The sequence below is a fragment of the Chengkuizengella sp. SCS-71B genome (genome assembly GCF_040100845.1).
Classification (GTDB): Bacteria; Bacillota; Bacilli; order Paenibacillales; family KCTC-33759; genus Chengkuizengella.
This window is the reverse complement of sequence record NZ_JAZHSH010000001.1, coordinates 4,137,685-4,153,085: the sequence shown is the minus strand read 5'-3', so window position 1 is coordinate 4,153,085 and position 15,401 is coordinate 4,137,685. Positions and strand designations below refer to the sequence as shown.

The following is a 15,401-nucleotide window of genomic DNA, read 5'->3' as shown; positions in this document are numbered from 1 at the left end:
TACACATTTTTTATAGATGTGTTAAAATAAATGTGACAATAAAACGCATTAATTGATCATAATGTCTAAAATGTTTAGAGAGTATCAATGGGAAGAGGTAGATATCAATGACGAACAAAATAAAAGATGTATCCGCAAAAGCAGGAGTGTCTCCCACAACCGTTTCTAGAGTGCTAAATAATAGTAAATTAGTAAATGAAAAAACAAAAAGAAAAGTATTAAGAGTAATAGAAGAAATGGGATACATTCCAAATGCCTCTGCTAAAAACCTGCGCTCAAAAAAAACGATGACCATTGGTGTTATTGTCACAGACATTTTGGTTTCATATAATGCGGATATTATTAAAGGCATAGAAAATATGGCAAATTCCCTGAACTATAAAATTATCATTTGTGATGCACAAGATCAGAAAGAAAAAGAAATTGATTACTTAAATTTATTATATAATCGTACTATTGATGGGATGATCCTTGTGACGTCTACGTTAACAGATCAAGAGATCATTAAAATTGCGGAACAAGGATATAACATTGGTGTAATTGGAAGGAATATAGACAATGATCTAGTATCCTGTGTATATAACGATAACATTAAAGCAGTCCAAGAAGTAATAGATCATCTAGTACAGAATGGTCATAAAGAGATTGCGTTTATAAGTGGTTTGAAAGATGCAGTAGATAGTCATGAACGTTTAGAAGGTTATGTGGATGCTTTAAAAAGGCATGGTATTCCATTTGTCCCTGAACTTGTTGATAATGGAGACTTTTCAGAGTATGGGGGATATGAAGCCATAAAGAGAATCATAAAAAGAGATAAAAAGTTTACTGCAGTTTTCGCAGCAAATGATGAAATGGCATTAGGAGTTTATCATGCTTTCAAAGAAATAAATATCAAAATCCCAGACCAGGTTGCTGTAGTAGGAGTTGATAACATAAGAGTATGTAGTTATGTCAGTCCTAAATTAAGTACGGTAGCGCAACCAAAGTATTCTATGGGAGCATTGATGACAGAAAAGCTTATTGATCAAATGAACGAAAATAAATATACTTCTTCAAGAACTTTTAAAGTTTCTTCAACTTTGTTAGTTCGAGAATCCTCAAATTATCAACTACAGACACTTAAATGATTTTTGATGAAATGCCAGATTTAATTTTATAGCTCTACAATGACGTATATGAAGGAAATGGATTAACCATTTGAGGTTAATCCATTTCCTTTTTTCTAACTTAAGCGAACTATGTCAAATAGTTTTTTCATATTTTGAGTAAGATAATACTTTTAATTGATTAAACGTTATTTCTTCCTTTTTTTAAATTATATGAAACTTTTTATAGAAAAGCGGGTCTAATAATACTGTGGGATAAGTGAAATCATAAAATAAGTACAACTGAGAGGATGAAATGAAAATGTTAAAGAAATCGTTAGCTATGTTTTTAGTCGCAGCGTTGTTAGTTATTTCTACTCCTGTAAGCACAAATGCAGCTTCACCAGCGACAAAACAAATTATTTTATATTTAAATGAAACAGATGCCTTTGTAAATTTTGAAACTGTAACATTAGATACAGCTCCTGTTGCTGTTCATGGAAGAACATTTTTACCTGCTAAATTTTTAGGAGAAGCTTTGGGGTTTAATGTTCAGTGGATTGCTGAGAGTAAAACGATCATTTTGGAACCGTCCGACGCTTATATTGAAGTTAATTTAAAAGAAATGACCATTACAGAGAACGGTACTAAGATTCCTTTTGATGATAAAGTATTTATTGACAAAGGGAACTCATTAATACATATGGGCTGGATTCTTGATACAGTGGGTGCTCATTATCAATATGATAGTATAAATAAAAAAATTGAGATTAATTATTCAAACCTGCCTTATACATTTACGGATGGGAATCATGCCAAACCTGTGGCTAGATTTACATCATCAAAATCTCATTATCGAATTGGTGAACCCATCAAATTAGTTGATTTAAGTTATGACCCAGATGGAGAAAATTTAGCAAGAAGTTGGATGGGGAAAGAAGAAGCCTATTTTACAGCTGGGACGTATCCTATTACTTTAACAGTTACAGATGGTAGTGGGATTGAAAGTGAACCTTATACAAAATATATAACGATTGTAGATGATGTATATTTAACAAGACAACACTATCCTTTATACTTTCAAGAAGAAGGGACCTCTTTTCATACGAATTTGAGTTTGTTGACATTAGACCAGATTCCGCATGAAATGGAATATGATTTTGAAAGAAAACTGCTGATAAGTGATAGCCCTGAGATGATAAAAGAATTTGGTATTTTATATCAAGATACGATCAATGGGAAAGGTCGTTTATATGCAAATCATTTAAATGTGATGGATCAAAATGTAACTTTTGCTATACTAGCAACGAATGATACTGATGAGGATATTAAAATTAAAACGACGAACAGTGGTGAGGTGAAGCCTACCCCTCTAGTTAATTTGATGGGACATATTGCTTCTGTGGACTTTTTATTAGATGAAGCTGCTGACTCACAAAGTATTGTGAAACCAAATGAAACTATTTTTTATAAAATCTATCCTGATTTTCTGCCTCAATATGGTGTAAATACATTTTACGATGTTGAAACGGATGGGGAACTAACTTTTTCATTTGTTGCCATGGATGATGTAAATATTGATGACTTTGAAAAAGGAGTTTACGCTCCTCTTGAGGGTGATGGGCATGTTCGTGGGACCTTTCCATCTTCAGAGATTTATATAGAAGCAAATCAAAGTGGAATACCTTTCACACAACCGTACCGACTATCCATTGGTGATCAGACGATTTATCCTTCTATTCAAGGTGTTGACGTTTTTGACAATGATAGTGTGGCTTTAAATAAAGGACATTATGGTATGGTTTATCATATATCTATTGATAATCCTGGGGAAGTTGTCATATTATTACGTGCAAGAGCAGGTATTTTTAAAGGTCCTATAAAAATAAACGGGGAATTAGTTATGGTACCAAACTCTGGAACGCTTACACATTTAAGTGGTGTTCATATAATTAAAAGAACTACAGGCGAAGAGAAAACATTAGAAATTGAATTTACGCCTCCTGCAGGTTCTGCGTTCCCAATCGATCTTATTTTTTACCCTTTAGATCAATTAAAATAATAGGAATGTCCCAATAACGATTGTATAACAAATGAAAAAGGAGAGGAATGATTATCCCCTCCTTTTTCTTTTCTAATTCAAATTATTTTTAAGCTAAAAGCCCATTTAATTTTTCCTGGAATGCAGGAACACCAACACGATGAACATATTGATGGAATGTTTCTTCATCAGAACGATTATCGTTATAGAATTCAATAAGTTGTTGTAACACAGGAGCGACATCGTCCCCTTTAACTCTTCCTTTTAATTTATGGTTAAACTCACCATTGCCTTCAAGTGTTCCACCTACAGCAATGTCAAACGCATCAACCATACCTTCAGGTGTTTTTACAAGTGAACCTTGAAGGCCGATATCTGCAATGTGTTTCTGACCACAAGAGTTAGGACATCCGATAAAATGAATGCGAACAGGCTCTTCCATGTCGATGTGATCATCTAAATATTGAGCTACATCCACCGCTCTTTTTTTCGTTTCTACAATAGCCAGATTACAAAATTCATTTCCAGTACAAGAAACGGTGCGGCTCATAAAACGTTTTGGGTTTGGAGTCAGTCTTTCTAACACTTTTTCTTGCAATAATCCCTCAACTTTTTCATTTTTCACACCAGTGAGAATCAAGTTTTGTGCCATAGTTGAGCGAAGTGTTCCATCCCCATATTCATCTGCTAACCGAGCTAGCTCAGTAAATTCTTGTGCATTTAACCTTCCTACAGGTAAGTTTAACCCAACAAAGCTATAACCTTCCTGTTTTTGAGGATGAACACCGTCAAAATATGCTGCATTCCAAGCTTTCGTTTTATCTTCTCCTCTTGTTGGCAGTTCCCCATATTGCTTTACTAGTTCTTCACGAAATTTTTCCACACCCCAATCTGCTACTAAGAATTTAATCCTTGATTGATGACGTTTTGCACGGAACCCATGATCTCGATAAATAATCGTGATCGCCTCTGAAACTTTTAACACTTCTTCAGGACGAACAAAAATATCTAGTTGTTGTGCTAAGAAAGGTTTTGCAGATAATCCTCCACCTACCCATACATGGAAACCAATAACTTCTTTTCCATCAATGATTTTCGTAGCAGGAGTAAAGGCCAAACAGTTTATTTGAGCATGTGCTGTATTATAAATATTGGATGAGATGGACATTTTATATTTTCGAGGTAAGTTTGAAAAATCTTTATTCATTAAGAAAAAGTCATTAACCTCATTGACAATATCTGTTGTATCCATTAATTCATTAGGATCAATTCCAGCCAAGGGATTACCTACAATCGTTCTAGGGCAATCTCCACATGCTTCGAATGAATACAATCCTACGTCCTCTAAACGTTTAAAAATATCCGGTAAGTTTTCAACCTTTAACCAGTGAAATTGGATCGCTTGTCGAGTTGTAACATCTACTAAATCTCTTCCATAATCATGAGCAATGCTTGCTAGGGCTCTAACTTGGTCAGCGGTCATAATCCCGGAATTGATTCTAACCCGCATCATGAAGTGTCCGTCCTTTGGTTTCTGCTCGTATACGCCTGCCCATTTAAATCGAAGCAATTCATCCTCTGGAATCGATTCATAACCTTCATTGGCATATTTCTCAATAATCGTTCTAATAATATCTAAACCATCTTTTTCTAATTTCATTAGCTCTGTTTTATTTAGTTTAGATGGATCATCAGCCCACTTAGCTTCATAAGCCATGCTTAATTCCTCCTAACTGTATAATTCCGATAAATTTAGTATGAATAATCTATTTTGATAGTAACATATTAAAGAATAATCGTAAATCATAAAAGAAATAATTAATTATAAATAATAATTATAAATAACATAGGGAAAGATTATACAATGTTAGAGTCTCATTAAGTTAATTTCATTTGTTCGCTTAATCGTGACAAAGTTGTTAACTTATTATATAATGACTTGTATTCAGTTCAGAACAAAAGTATTATATAATTAATGTGTTATGCGTAAAAGGGGGTACCTTCATGTTTCTTGCAGAAGAAGCTGTTGAAAAAGTAGGTCAATTCTCTTATTTTGACCTTATTATGATTTTGTTCTCAGTAATCATTGCAATAGGTTTTGTTCGATTAGTATTAGCTAAGGAAAAAAATTTATTTGCAATTGGTTTTGCACTTGTTTGTTTAGGTGTATTTGTTATTATGGATGTATTAATTGTTATAGCTTGGACTGGTGGTTTGTAAGCTTAAATCCATTAAAAATTGAAAATACATAAAAAAACACCCTTTAAAGGGTGTTTTTTTGTTGTTATAATTTAAAAATTTTCAAATGGATATGTATCATTCATGAACCAGAGTACATCCGTTTTTCCTTGCGAAATCCCATTATCCAGCAAATATTGGATAGCTTCATCTACATTAGATATATATTGACCAAGTGTGTTTGTAAAAAGTACAGCAAGATCCCCTCGATTTATCTGTATGTTTTTCAATTTATCATCAATTTCAGATGGCAGATAACTTCAAAAATACGCCATGCAGGTGTAAAAAAATGTACAGAGGACCTGAAAAGGATTGTTCTGTATGAAAAGTCTTGATTGTCTGTTGATGTTATCACGTCCCTATTGTTTGATGTATCAGTTTATAAGTCTATAAAAATAAATTGATATAGAGAATTAATCTCCATAGGCTTATGTAACGGGTCTTCTTATTATGAATTTTTCCAATAGTAAGAATGATTATTTTTAATTGTCAATTCATTAACTATTCTGATAGCATAATATTGTATAGTAATCACCAACTTTAATTACTATACTCCTTTAAAAACAGTCCATTATTTGAGGGAATTAATGGACTGTTAATAATACCAAAATTCACTACAAGTTATATTTCTCATCCCAATGTTGCATTTATTCACTTAGCAAAACAATTAGGATTAGGGGCTAAATTATTACCAGTTTTTTCTCTCGTATTGGGGATAGCAACTGGTATTTTTTATGTGGCTCCAGGTGATCCAAAACAAGCTATTTTAGTGGTATTGTGTTGGGGTTAGCAGCTTGTGGGTTATGGAGTGGTGCAAAGAATATAGTACAGAATTGAGTGTGCTACATTGGCTTAGGTAGCTGGTGGGGCGATAGATGATTTTTAAACATACCTGAATGTGAGGATAAGAAAAAAAGCTAACCGTAAGTGTACGATTAGCCTAAACATATTTAGTTGATATACTAATTTCTGTTAAATTCCTCTTTTCTTTAAGGAAATAATCTAATTGTAGAGACTCCCCAGTTAATTTCTGATGATAAATTAGGACTGGATGGATCGCTATCGAATTCAAATGATTTGTTATTCCCAGTAAAGTCTCCATTATCGTATATTGTAGCATTATATTTCCCGATTACAAGGATAGAGTTAGTGTTATTATTTCCAATATGATCATTAACCCAAGTACCGTCATAATCTCCCATAGTATCCATTAAGGCATATCTCCCACCGAAATTATTCATAGATAATAAATGGACACCTGCTTCATAAACTCGAAGAGAGTTAACTTGACCCATATCCGGAGTAGTCGCAGTGCTTGAATTTTCATTACTAGTATATGTGAACCTTGTATCAATGGAACTAGACATATGACCTGACTCAGATAATGTAACTCCATAATCTCCAACTATCAAGACAGAATTAATTTGTCTAATATTTGTCTCAACCGATTCGTTACCATAGAATCCTTTAGTATTCACTGATGCAGGCTCGCCAAAATATCTTTCTTCACAGGAAATAAATGGACACCTGCTTCATATATTTGTAAAGATGAGGTATTATAGCAATTTCATTATTACCTAAGTCCCTGTCATAACCATTATTAACATTACTTGAATATGTTGATCTCTATGGATGATAACTTGGAGTACCACCATTGAACAAGGTAACTCCATAATCACCGACTATCCTGACAGACTTAATGTTATCATTACCAATATTGGCTTGAACCCACTCGATGTCATAAAATCCTTCTGCATCTGCTATTTCTTAAAGCGTTTACATTACTTTGGTACATTTGTTGAAAAAAACTCAAAATGAACGGATAATGAAACGATTTATAGATGTGATAGTTAATTATTTACAACTAACTTACTATAAATAGTGAACATCATTCTTTATTGATTGGAACAGTGGAGTAGACCTGTTTCTGTATTCTCTTCTTAACGATTATTATTGGTGAAGGCTTGTTCATATTTTAATGAAAGGTTTCATAAAAATATCAGAATCTGTCGAGACTGAAACATGTTAAAGGAAAGACTTATATAAAGTATATTTAAATAGATACTACATCTATAGTACATGTATACTACATCTATAGTACATTATTGTCAATAGTAAATAATGACAAATAAACTTATTATTCAATGATTTATTAATAGGTATACACTACTGTGTCTAATGAAGCAGTTGCTTCTTCTAAAACAGTTTTTAAGTTTTTAAAAACTTGATGGGTTTGTTCTACAACCCCACCTTCAACCAAATCTCCACCAGCTGTTAATGGAAATTGTCCTGAGCTGTAAAATAAATTGTTAACTATCATTCTTTGTGAGTATGGACCTATAGCTTGAGGTGCATTTTTTAGTATTAATGATGTTCATATGATGATCTACTCCTCTCTAATCCTCTAATATTTTATAATTTTATATTTAAAACTTGATAACTATCTTACGAAGCGACTAACATATAAAAGCCTGTAAAAAGAAGTATCACATAAGTGATCATTCTAAAAACTCTTTGGTTAATCCTTTTAAATAAAAGTTGTCCTAGTATGATACCAGCTAACAAAGGAATAAGAGCAATGAGGGACGAAGTCCAAACTTCTAAATAACTCCCACCAAAAGAAACTTGCATGATCAAACTAACCAAATAGATAAATAAATAATAAGCTAATGTAGTACTTCGCAGTGTCATTTTATCCATGCTTGTACTTGAAAAATAAAGCAGAAGCGGTGGACCTGGCACCCCGATACTTGTTGTTAGTAGTCCGGACATAGTACCTGCAGCAAAGTCCCTTTTGTCTGTTTGTCTGATTGTTACTTTTGCAAAAAGGAGTATGGTTAATATAATAATCAGCACTCCAACTATTACTTTAAAGATGTCCATATTTAAAAACAGATACATTAACAAACCAGGAACAATTCCAATGAGGCTTCCTAATACTAGTTTCTTTAGTAAGGGATAATTCACTTCATTTTTTATCTTATAGATCATTATGATGGATAGACAAAGTGATAGTATAATGTTAATTTGAATTGCGCTTTGGGGGGGGTAAATCAATAATAGAAACGGTGTACCTACTATTGAAAAACCAAATCCCGTACTAGATTGTAAAAGTGAAGTAAAAAAAACGATAAAGATCAAAATCATCCAATTGTCCATTATCTCTCTCGCTTTCGAGTTAATTATGCATTTTCTACTGGGTGTACTTTAATTGAAATACCAGTTGAAACATCAGTTAATTTACGTCTAAATAAAGATTACTATGCTCTAAAATATTTGATGCATTGGCGTAAATTGATGGTGTTCCTCCTGTATGAAGAAATAAAATATTTTTCTGTCCTTCAAAATAGCCTTTTTGCACTAGATCTATTAATCCTGCCATTGTTTTGCCAGTATAGACGGGATCAAGTAAAATTCCTTCTGTTTGTGCCAGCAGTTGAATAGCTTCAAAGGTTTTATCAGTTGGTATTGCATATCCAGGACCTAAGTAGTCATCAAAATTTTTAACTGTTTCTTTAGGAATTTCTTCATTAAAACCTATACGCTGCCTAGCTAGATTCACAATGTTATAAACCTTTTCTTCTTGAGCAGCTTTATCTCTTCGGACATTAATTCCTGTGACAGGAATTCCAATTCCACTAGCACAAAATCCAGTCACTAAACCAGCATGAGTCCCACCACTACCACTCGGTGAAATGATATGGTCTAGCGAAATTCCCATTTCAGAAGTTTGTTTTAAAATTTCTTGAGAACCGCTAACATAACCAAGAGCTCCGAGGTCATTACCACCGCCTTCAGCAACGATATAACCTTTTCTTCCTTCTTTGTTTAACTCTTCATTAACTATTTCCATCTCTTTCACAACATCTGTACCGTCTGGAACAACCTTTATTTGTTCTGCACCCAGCAAATTGTATAAAAAGACATTTCCATTTTCCTTTGGATTGTATAAGTGATTTCTCTCTTCAATGACCAGACGACATTTTAACCCTTCCTTAACCGCAGCTGCCAAAGTCATTCGACAGTGGTTCGATTGAACTCCCCCAGTAGTAATTAGTGTATCAACATCTTGTTTTAAAGCATCTGCTACTAAAAATTCAAGTTTTCTTGTTTTATTTCCACCACCTGTTAAACCAAGTAAATCATCTCTTTTTACATAAATATTAGGCCCACCTAACATATTAGATAGTTTTTCAAGGTGTTGTATAGGGGTTGCAAAATCTGTATAAATACGTCGAGGGTATGCTGTTAAGTCCATGAACGCACCTCCAATGCAAAGTATTATGAGTATACATTTATTATCATATGCCACTCGTATAAATTTGTAAAATTAATTATAAATATAATGATCATTAAAAAAATAAATGATATATATATCCAATTTTCAATGAACACATAATCCTTTTAGAGACTTGTTCTTGTTTATACGATGAGGTTAGCATATTTTCAGTTACTTGATGCAGCAAAAGCCACACCTTATCTGATCGAACTCATCCCAATACCTAATACATCTGTTAACGTACTGGAATGAATCAATAATAGAGCAGATATTAAAGCCATCAACCGTTCATACCAGCGATAGTGATCTATCATATAATTTTGGATGAAAGTTGAGAAGGCTATGATTCCCACAAGTGCAGTGAATATCACCCAAATTGTTTGTAATACAGATCCACCCTCCGCCATCAATAATAAATATGGATTAGTAGCAAATGCAAATGGAAGGAGCAATGCTCCAGCATCATATTTAAAACCCTGCAGCCCCGTCTGAACTGGTTCAGACTTTGCTATTCCAGATGCAGCATATGCTGGCAAGTTAATAGGAGGCGTATCATCTACCAAAATTCCATAATAAAATACAAATAAATGAGCCGCCATCAATGACAGTCCAACTTCTACTAATGGAGGTGCCATGACTGCTGCGAGCACGATATAAGTAGCTGTCGTTGGAAGCCCCATACCCATAATCATAGAAGCTATCATCGCTGCAAGTAGCACAGGGTAAATCGGATTGATACCGAAAAATATTCCGGATTCAGATAAATTTAATATAATAGAAGAAAGATTAGAGCCTAATCCTGTCATTGTAACTACCCCAACTAAAATCTCAGCCGTTGCACAAGCAATGGCTACACTGATTCCATTTTTAGCACCTAATTCTAATGCCTGTACAAACTCTTTTCCACCAAACTGGATTTTTGCCTTCTCTTTCACTTTTGATCTGAGCGCAACACCAATGAGAGCAATGCCCGCACATATTAAGCCGATGTAAACAAATTCTAACGGCATACAGTTAATGCCAAACAATCCAAATAAACCGAATTGGTTAATACCCCAGGCTAATGCTACGATAATAAATGACAGGATATACCCCGAATAACGTTGCATATTTTCCATAAAGGAAGAAAATATGGTAATTCCAATAATCATCAATACCGCAATGAATGCTGCTTTAGTTGGAGTGCTACCTTGGGAAAGGTAATAAATTAAACCCAAAATAGGTAATATCATATAACCTCGTTCCATCAAAACAACTTTGATAGGAATAAGCTCTTTTTTAGGAATTCCAAAAGTTTTTTGCTTCAAAGCTTCAATAAGAACCAGCAATAGAATCGCTGTATATGCAAGAATTGAAGGAATTAAAGCAGACTTGGCGATGTACAATAAGGAATTCCTGTTGTTTCCGCCATAATAAAAGCTGCAGCACCCATGATCGGTGGAAGAAGTTGTCCACTTGAGGAAGCTGCAACCTCGATCCCTCCTGCTGTTTTTGATCTAAATCCTACTCTTTTCATTAGAGGTATCGTAAACGTACCTGTAGTAACTACATTTGCAACAGAACTGCCTGAAATAGACCCCATGACACCACTGCCGATAACGGCCGCTTTAGCAGGCCCACCACGAAATGGTCCTAAAATTGACAACGCCGCATTAATAAACATACGACCAGCACCTGTAACATCAAAAAAAGCACCGAACAAAACAAAAATGATGACATACGTTGAAGAAACGTAAATCGGTATGCCGAAAATTCCAAGGTTTGTATTCAGTTTTGTCACTAAAGCCTGAATATCATAACCTGCATGAATAATAGCCTCAGGAATAATGCCATCTAAAAAAGGTGTGGATTTATATCCAATTAATGCGTAACCCATAAATATATGCGCAAGGATCATAAGGGGCAGCCCCAAAATTCTTCGAGTAGCCTCAAGCACGAGTATAACCATCAAAAATGTTGCTCGTTCAAGAGAATATAATACTTCTACTGAAACATCCACGGCTGAAGCAACCGAAATAGCTACAACAACTGGAACTATCCAAAGTGGAACAGCAACAATTAGTGCAGAGCCTTTCGGAATTGGTGTTGAAGCGTCATACACCCATGAATTATCTTCTAGCATCATGGAAGGTCGTACATGGTCAAGAGAATTTACTAATGCTGTATCGGTAACAGACACACATTTTTTTGGACAACACCCACACCCTTATGATTCATATTACTGGGGATTTTATAAATTAGTTGGCATAATAAAAACAGATTATGCAACTTCAACCAACTTCAAATTACTCGATGATGTTTTTTCATCTGATATACCTGAGTTTGGTTTAACCTTAAATAAGACTTATGTCAATGTAGCAAATTTGGAGGTAAACTATATTGAGGCTGTCGAAATGTCTCATGTCGCCGATGATTTGTATGCTTCATATTATCCAACAATAAATACACCAACAAATTTTCAAGTATCAAGAAGTGCAATTAACTTAACCCTAACATTCACTTGGGATGCTTCAGTTGATGAAGATATTGACGGGTACTTTATCTTGAAGGACGGTGAGATATTAGGGAAAATACACGGAAGAAACCAAACTGAATTTATAGAATACGGAGTTGTACCTTATGAATCCCATAATTATACGATAAGATCTTATTCACTAGAACTATCTGAAGATGCAATGACCGGGGCCATTATCGATTATAAAGTATGGTCGGATGCAAGTGCACCAGATCTAAATCATGAGGCTATTCAATATAATACAAGGTCTTTTAGAATATTTAGACCATGAGTACACTACCTTTTTAGGCAAACTCCTTAATAGTACTCTTAAGCTAACCGTAAGTGTACGGTTAGCTTTTTTAACTATAGGATGTCACTAATCTCTATATTAAGTAATGAAGATTTTGAAGAATTCACATATTTTGGTGTAGATTCAAACGGTGAAGTTATTGTTATTGAAAAATCTGAGTTAAATAATTAAATACTAAGTAATAATTCCATAAAAAGGTAATTTTAAAAGACAATCTTTGTGAAAGGATTGACTACAGAACAGGTGGGAGAATTAAAATTAAAAACTTGGTATATAAAAGAAGATAGAAACTGGTATTCTGTTTATGAAGGTGAAGTTTACTATGATCCTCGTTTTCTTAACAATGAGTTTCCAACAGAAAATTTGATTTTCAATACTCATTGTTTCACTTTAATTTTAACCAGAAAAGAAGAACTAGTACAAACTACACCTCTAATCAAGGCACTGAACCCAAACAAGTATAGAACTACTGATCTCTATTTAAAATCTGTAGTCTTTTACTCACTAGATTATAAAAAAAGAAGTACTTACTAAGTTAGTAAGTACCAAGAATAAGTGTAAATTGAACCATCTTTATCTTTATATGAGTTGAAAATGGATATTTTAATTTCAATTTGTTCATGTTTTTTAACATCTTGAGTTGAGTTCTGTAATGTGAATCTCTAACTTTTGATTCAAATCTTCTTGATTTTTAGTTCATCCTGTATTTCTTCAATCGTTTTACCATCGGTATTAATATCTAATTCTTTTGCTTGTTTAAGTGTTGCAGCCTCATTGTCAGCTGCTACTGCTGCTTCATTTTCTTGCCGCGTCAGTAATTGCTTCAATTTCTACATTTATTTCTTCAACTGTTTTTCCATTGGTATCAATATCTAATTCTTTTGCTTGTTTAAGTGTTGCAGCCTCTTTATCTGCTGCTACTGCTGTTACTGCTGCTGCGTTTGCTCTTGCCGCGTCAGTAATTGCTTCAATTTCTACATTTATTTCTTCAACTGTTTTTCCATTGGTATCAATACCTAATTCTTCTGCTTGTTTAAGATTGTTATTAGATATTTGTGAACCTGCTAAAACACTCGATACTCCTACTAAGCCAATTCCTACAGCTAATACAGTAGCCGTAACAGATTTTTTTAATGATGGTTTTTTTAGCATTATAATCATCCTCTTTCTTCATTTTTTTTGTGTTGCAACATACAACTGTAGTCTACAATTACATCCTACATATGTAGTCTTTGTTTATCAATAGTAATAATTGTAAATTTAATTATTTAGGTTACCATCTCATCCACTACTACGAAACTTTTCTGATTCCAAGTTGAAAACTTAGAACATATCGTAGATCCTCAAAGGCATCAAATTTGGTTTTGATAATTGTTAAGAAATTAAGAATTGTTTTCCCTTCTTGTGTCTATGCCTTTCAGCTTATGAACTTTTATGAAATCTTTAATGAAATCACCTACATATCTCATTTATATCTATATTATTGAATACTACAACTATAGTATGAAATTCAATATTACAGTTATAGTACGTGGTAGTCAATAGAAATAACTGACAATTAAGCTTGTTCAATATTTTTCAACATCATTGAATTGTGAGAAGTATATTTTTGCAACACCAAACCATTGTGGAACGACAAAATTAATAATATACCAACTATACTTCCTAACCCCATACCGAATATTTTTTTGTTAATGACATAAAATCACCTCTTTAAATGTCTTGGTGGTGAATTCACTCACACATTAAATCTCGTAATTCCCAATTTATTAAACGAAGTGCATAAGTCATGAATAGAGTTACTCCTTATAGTCATGTTCTCATTCTGGTTAATGAGAAATAAGAACTTGCCATTATTTACTATTGACTAACATGTACTATATATGTAGGATGTACTATATATGTAGGATGTACTATATATGTAGGATGTGTTTAAATATACTTCTTTATAAGTCTTTCCTTTAGCATGTTTCAGTCACGATTTTAATCGAACTAGTAAAATTCCCATTATTTTTCATTCAGATTCTTTATGAGACCTTCCATTAAAATATGAACAAGCCATCACCAATAATAATCGTTAGGAAGAGAATACAGAAACAGTCTACTCCACTGTTCCAATCAATAAAGAATATGTTCGCTATTTATAGTAAGTTAGTTGTAAATAATTAACTATCAGATCTATTAATTGTTCCAATTATCCTTTCAATTTGAGTTTTTTAAACAAATTTACCAAAGTAATGTAAACGCTTTAAGGAGGTGTGTAAAATGGAGGGTTCTATTAAGAAGAAGCAGATTCGATTCATCAAAAGGCAGAAAAAGAAACATCGAACCTATTTTAAAAAGTTATATTCAGAAGGACGCTTTCGAGAATTAGAAAAGAAACTAGATCAGGTGGTTAATAACAGCAATAAATAAGGAAATGTAACATGTGTTTCTGATGAATCAACACCTATTCTTTTTTCATTCTATTGACATCAATAATGATTTGTCTTTGTCTGTCACACGATGTTATTAAAATGTATTTTCATCATCATATTAAAACAAGGAGGTGATTAAAATGGTGAGTTTTAGTTTAAACGAACTAGATTTATTGTAACTAGAATCATAGAATGTACACTTACAAGATATAGATTATGACACAAGAATTTTTAGATAACTACTAGTACATGCAGCACAAGTCAAGGTTTATCGAACACGCTCTCATTTTCCTAGTATCAAAATAATGAAACAGGACGATCTAATTAATACTATTTTAAAAGAAGCAGATAAACTCGCTCAATGAACCTGACATAAAGAGCCCAATTTTATCAATGTTATGAACAGCATCTATTTTTGTCTTTTTCTTTTAACAAGTTTACAGGAGAATAATCTATGAAATATCTCTAAGCATGACCTAAATTATCAGAATTAAAAATGTTCTAAATTGAAAGAATCCAATAAGAGAGGAGAAA

At 33.3% G+C, this 15,401-nt stretch carries 15 protein-coding genes and 1 pseudogene; 6 read left to right on the top strand and 10 right to left on the bottom strand.

Features of this window, described 5'->3' with window-relative positions; translation table 11 throughout:
- The first annotated feature begins 107 nt into the window (after positions 1 to 107).
- Both VQL36_RS20320 and VQL36_RS20315 read left to right on the top strand, forming a co-directional pair.
- Positions 108 to 1,127, top strand: coding sequence for a LacI family DNA-binding transcriptional regulator (locus VQL36_RS20320; RefSeq protein ID WP_349251025.1), 1,020 nt, complete (start codon positions 108 to 110; stop codon positions 1,125 to 1,127).
- 280 nt (positions 1,128 to 1,407) lie between these two features.
- A complete protein-coding gene (locus VQL36_RS20315; RefSeq protein ID WP_349251024.1) occupies positions 1,408 to 3,147 on the top strand; it encodes a stalk domain-containing protein in 1,740 nt (579 codons plus the stop codon).
- 88 nt (positions 3,148 to 3,235) lie between these two features.
- Here VQL36_RS20315 and VQL36_RS20310 read toward each other — a convergent pair whose 3' ends face one another.
- A complete protein-coding gene (locus VQL36_RS20310) occupies positions 3,236 to 4,843 on the bottom strand; it encodes a nitrite/sulfite reductase (RefSeq protein ID WP_349251023.1) in 1,608 nt (535 codons plus the stop codon).
- Between the two features lie 287 nt (positions 4,844 to 5,130).
- On the opposite strand from VQL36_RS20310, the gene VQL36_RS20305 reads away from it, so the two are divergent.
- Positions 5,131 to 5,346 carry a hypothetical protein gene (locus VQL36_RS20305; protein ID WP_349251022.1) on the top strand — a complete coding sequence of 72 codons (216 nt, stop codon included), beginning with the start codon at positions 5,131 to 5,133 and terminating at the stop codon, positions 5,344 to 5,346.
- A gap of 71 nt (positions 5,347 to 5,417) precedes the next feature.
- Here VQL36_RS20305 and VQL36_RS20300 read toward each other — a convergent pair whose 3' ends face one another.
- The 7 genes and pseudogenes from VQL36_RS20300 to VQL36_RS20270 all read right to left on the bottom strand — a co-directional run bounded on the left by VQL36_RS20300 (position 5,418) and on the right by VQL36_RS20270 (position 11,765).
- Positions 5,418 to 5,594, bottom strand: coding sequence for a hypothetical protein (locus VQL36_RS20300; protein WP_349251021.1), 177 nt, complete (start codon positions 5,592 to 5,594; stop codon positions 5,418 to 5,420).
- 759 nt (positions 5,595 to 6,353) lie between these two features.
- Entirely contained in the window at positions 6,354 to 6,842 is a 489-nt protein-coding gene (locus tag VQL36_RS20295) for a hypothetical protein (RefSeq protein ID WP_349251020.1), read from the bottom strand.
- A gap of 686 nt (positions 6,843 to 7,528) precedes the next feature.
- A pseudogene (locus tag VQL36_RS20290) lies at positions 7,529 to 7,684 on the bottom strand (Rid family hydrolase); the annotation flags it as partial.
- Positions 7,685 to 7,809: 125 nt separating this feature from the next.
- Entirely contained in the window at positions 7,810 to 8,523 is a 714-nt protein-coding gene (locus VQL36_RS20285; RefSeq protein ID WP_349251019.1) for a sulfite exporter TauE/SafE family protein, read from the bottom strand.
- Positions 8,524 to 8,599: 76 nt separating this feature from the next.
- Complete coding sequence (locus VQL36_RS20280) at positions 8,600 to 9,622, bottom strand: D-cysteine desulfhydrase (RefSeq protein WP_349251018.1); 1,023 nt, start codon at positions 9,620 to 9,622, stop codon at positions 8,600 to 8,602.
- 218 nt (positions 9,623 to 9,840) lie between these two features.
- Positions 9,841 to 11,028, bottom strand: a complete 1,188-nt coding sequence (locus VQL36_RS20275) for a TRAP transporter large permease subunit (RefSeq protein ID WP_349251017.1) — start codon at positions 11,026 to 11,028, stop codon at positions 9,841 to 9,843.
- Complete coding sequence (locus tag VQL36_RS20270; protein ID WP_349251016.1) at positions 11,004 to 11,765, bottom strand: TRAP transporter large permease subunit; 762 nt, start codon at positions 11,763 to 11,765, stop codon at positions 11,004 to 11,006. The genes VQL36_RS20275 and VQL36_RS20270 overlap by 25 nt, the downstream gene beginning before the upstream one ends.
- 1 nt (position 11,766) lies before the next feature.
- Here VQL36_RS20270 and VQL36_RS20265 point away from each other — a divergent pair, with 1 nt between their 5' ends.
- A complete protein-coding gene (locus tag VQL36_RS20265) occupies positions 11,767 to 12,429 on the top strand; it encodes a hypothetical protein (protein WP_349251015.1) in 663 nt (220 codons plus the stop codon).
- A 249-nt stretch (positions 12,430 to 12,678) separates the two neighbouring features.
- A complete protein-coding gene (locus VQL36_RS20260; RefSeq protein ID WP_349251014.1) occupies positions 12,679 to 12,984 on the top strand; it encodes a hypothetical protein in 306 nt (101 codons plus the stop codon).
- Positions 12,985 to 13,124: 140 nt separating this feature from the next.
- Here VQL36_RS20260 and VQL36_RS20255 read toward each other — a convergent pair whose 3' ends face one another.
- Both VQL36_RS20255 and VQL36_RS20250 read right to left on the bottom strand, forming a co-directional pair.
- Positions 13,125 to 13,277: a hypothetical protein gene (locus VQL36_RS20255; RefSeq protein ID WP_349251013.1), complete on the bottom strand. Its 153-nt coding sequence runs from the start codon at positions 13,275 to 13,277 to the stop codon at positions 13,125 to 13,127.
- Entirely contained in the window at positions 13,246 to 13,602 is a 357-nt protein-coding gene (locus tag VQL36_RS20250; RefSeq protein ID WP_349251012.1) for a hypothetical protein, read from the bottom strand. The genes VQL36_RS20255 and VQL36_RS20250 overlap by 32 nt, the downstream gene beginning before the upstream one ends.
- Before the next feature lie 1,113 nt (positions 13,603 to 14,715).
- On the opposite strand from VQL36_RS20250, the gene VQL36_RS20245 reads away from it, so the two are divergent.
- Entirely contained in the window at positions 14,716 to 14,865 is a 150-nt protein-coding gene (locus VQL36_RS20245; RefSeq protein WP_349251011.1) for a hypothetical protein, read from the top strand.
- The last annotated feature ends 536 nt before the right edge of the window (positions 14,866 to 15,401 follow it).

Bases quoted from the DNA above. Each gene is read 5' to 3' on its own strand.
- VQL36_RS20320 (WP_349251025.1), top strand. From the start codon at position 108: ATGACGAACAAAATAAAAGATGTATCCGCAAAAGCAGGAGTGTCTCCC.
- VQL36_RS20315 (WP_349251024.1), top strand. From the start codon at position 1,408: ATGTTAAAGAAATCGTTAGCTATGTTTTTAGTCGCAGCGTTGTTAGTT.
- VQL36_RS20310 (WP_349251023.1), bottom strand. From the start codon at position 4,843: ATGGCTTATGAAGCTAAGTGGGCTGATGATCCATCTAAACTAAATAAA.
- VQL36_RS20305 (WP_349251022.1), top strand. From the start codon at position 5,131: ATGTTTCTTGCAGAAGAAGCTGTTGAAAAAGTAGGTCAATTCTCTTAT.
- VQL36_RS20285 (WP_349251019.1), bottom strand. From the start codon at position 8,523: ATGGACAATTGGATGATTTTGATCTTTATCGTTTTTTTTACTTCACTT.
- VQL36_RS20280 (WP_349251018.1), bottom strand. From the start codon at position 9,622: ATGGACTTAACAGCATACCCTCGACGTATTTATACAGATTTTGCAACC.
- VQL36_RS20270 (WP_349251016.1), bottom strand. From the start codon at position 11,765: ATGCTAGAAGATAATTCATGGGTGTATGACGCTTCAACACCAATTCCG.
- VQL36_RS20265 (WP_349251015.1), top strand. From the start codon at position 11,767: ATGGAAGGTCGTACATGGTCAAGAGAATTTACTAATGCTGTATCGGTA.
- VQL36_RS20250 (WP_349251012.1), bottom strand. From the start codon at position 13,602: ATGCTAAAAAAACCATCATTAAAAAAATCTGTTACGGCTACTGTATTA.
- VQL36_RS20245 (WP_349251011.1), top strand. From the start codon at position 14,716: ATGGAGGGTTCTATTAAGAAGAAGCAGATTCGATTCATCAAAAGGCAG.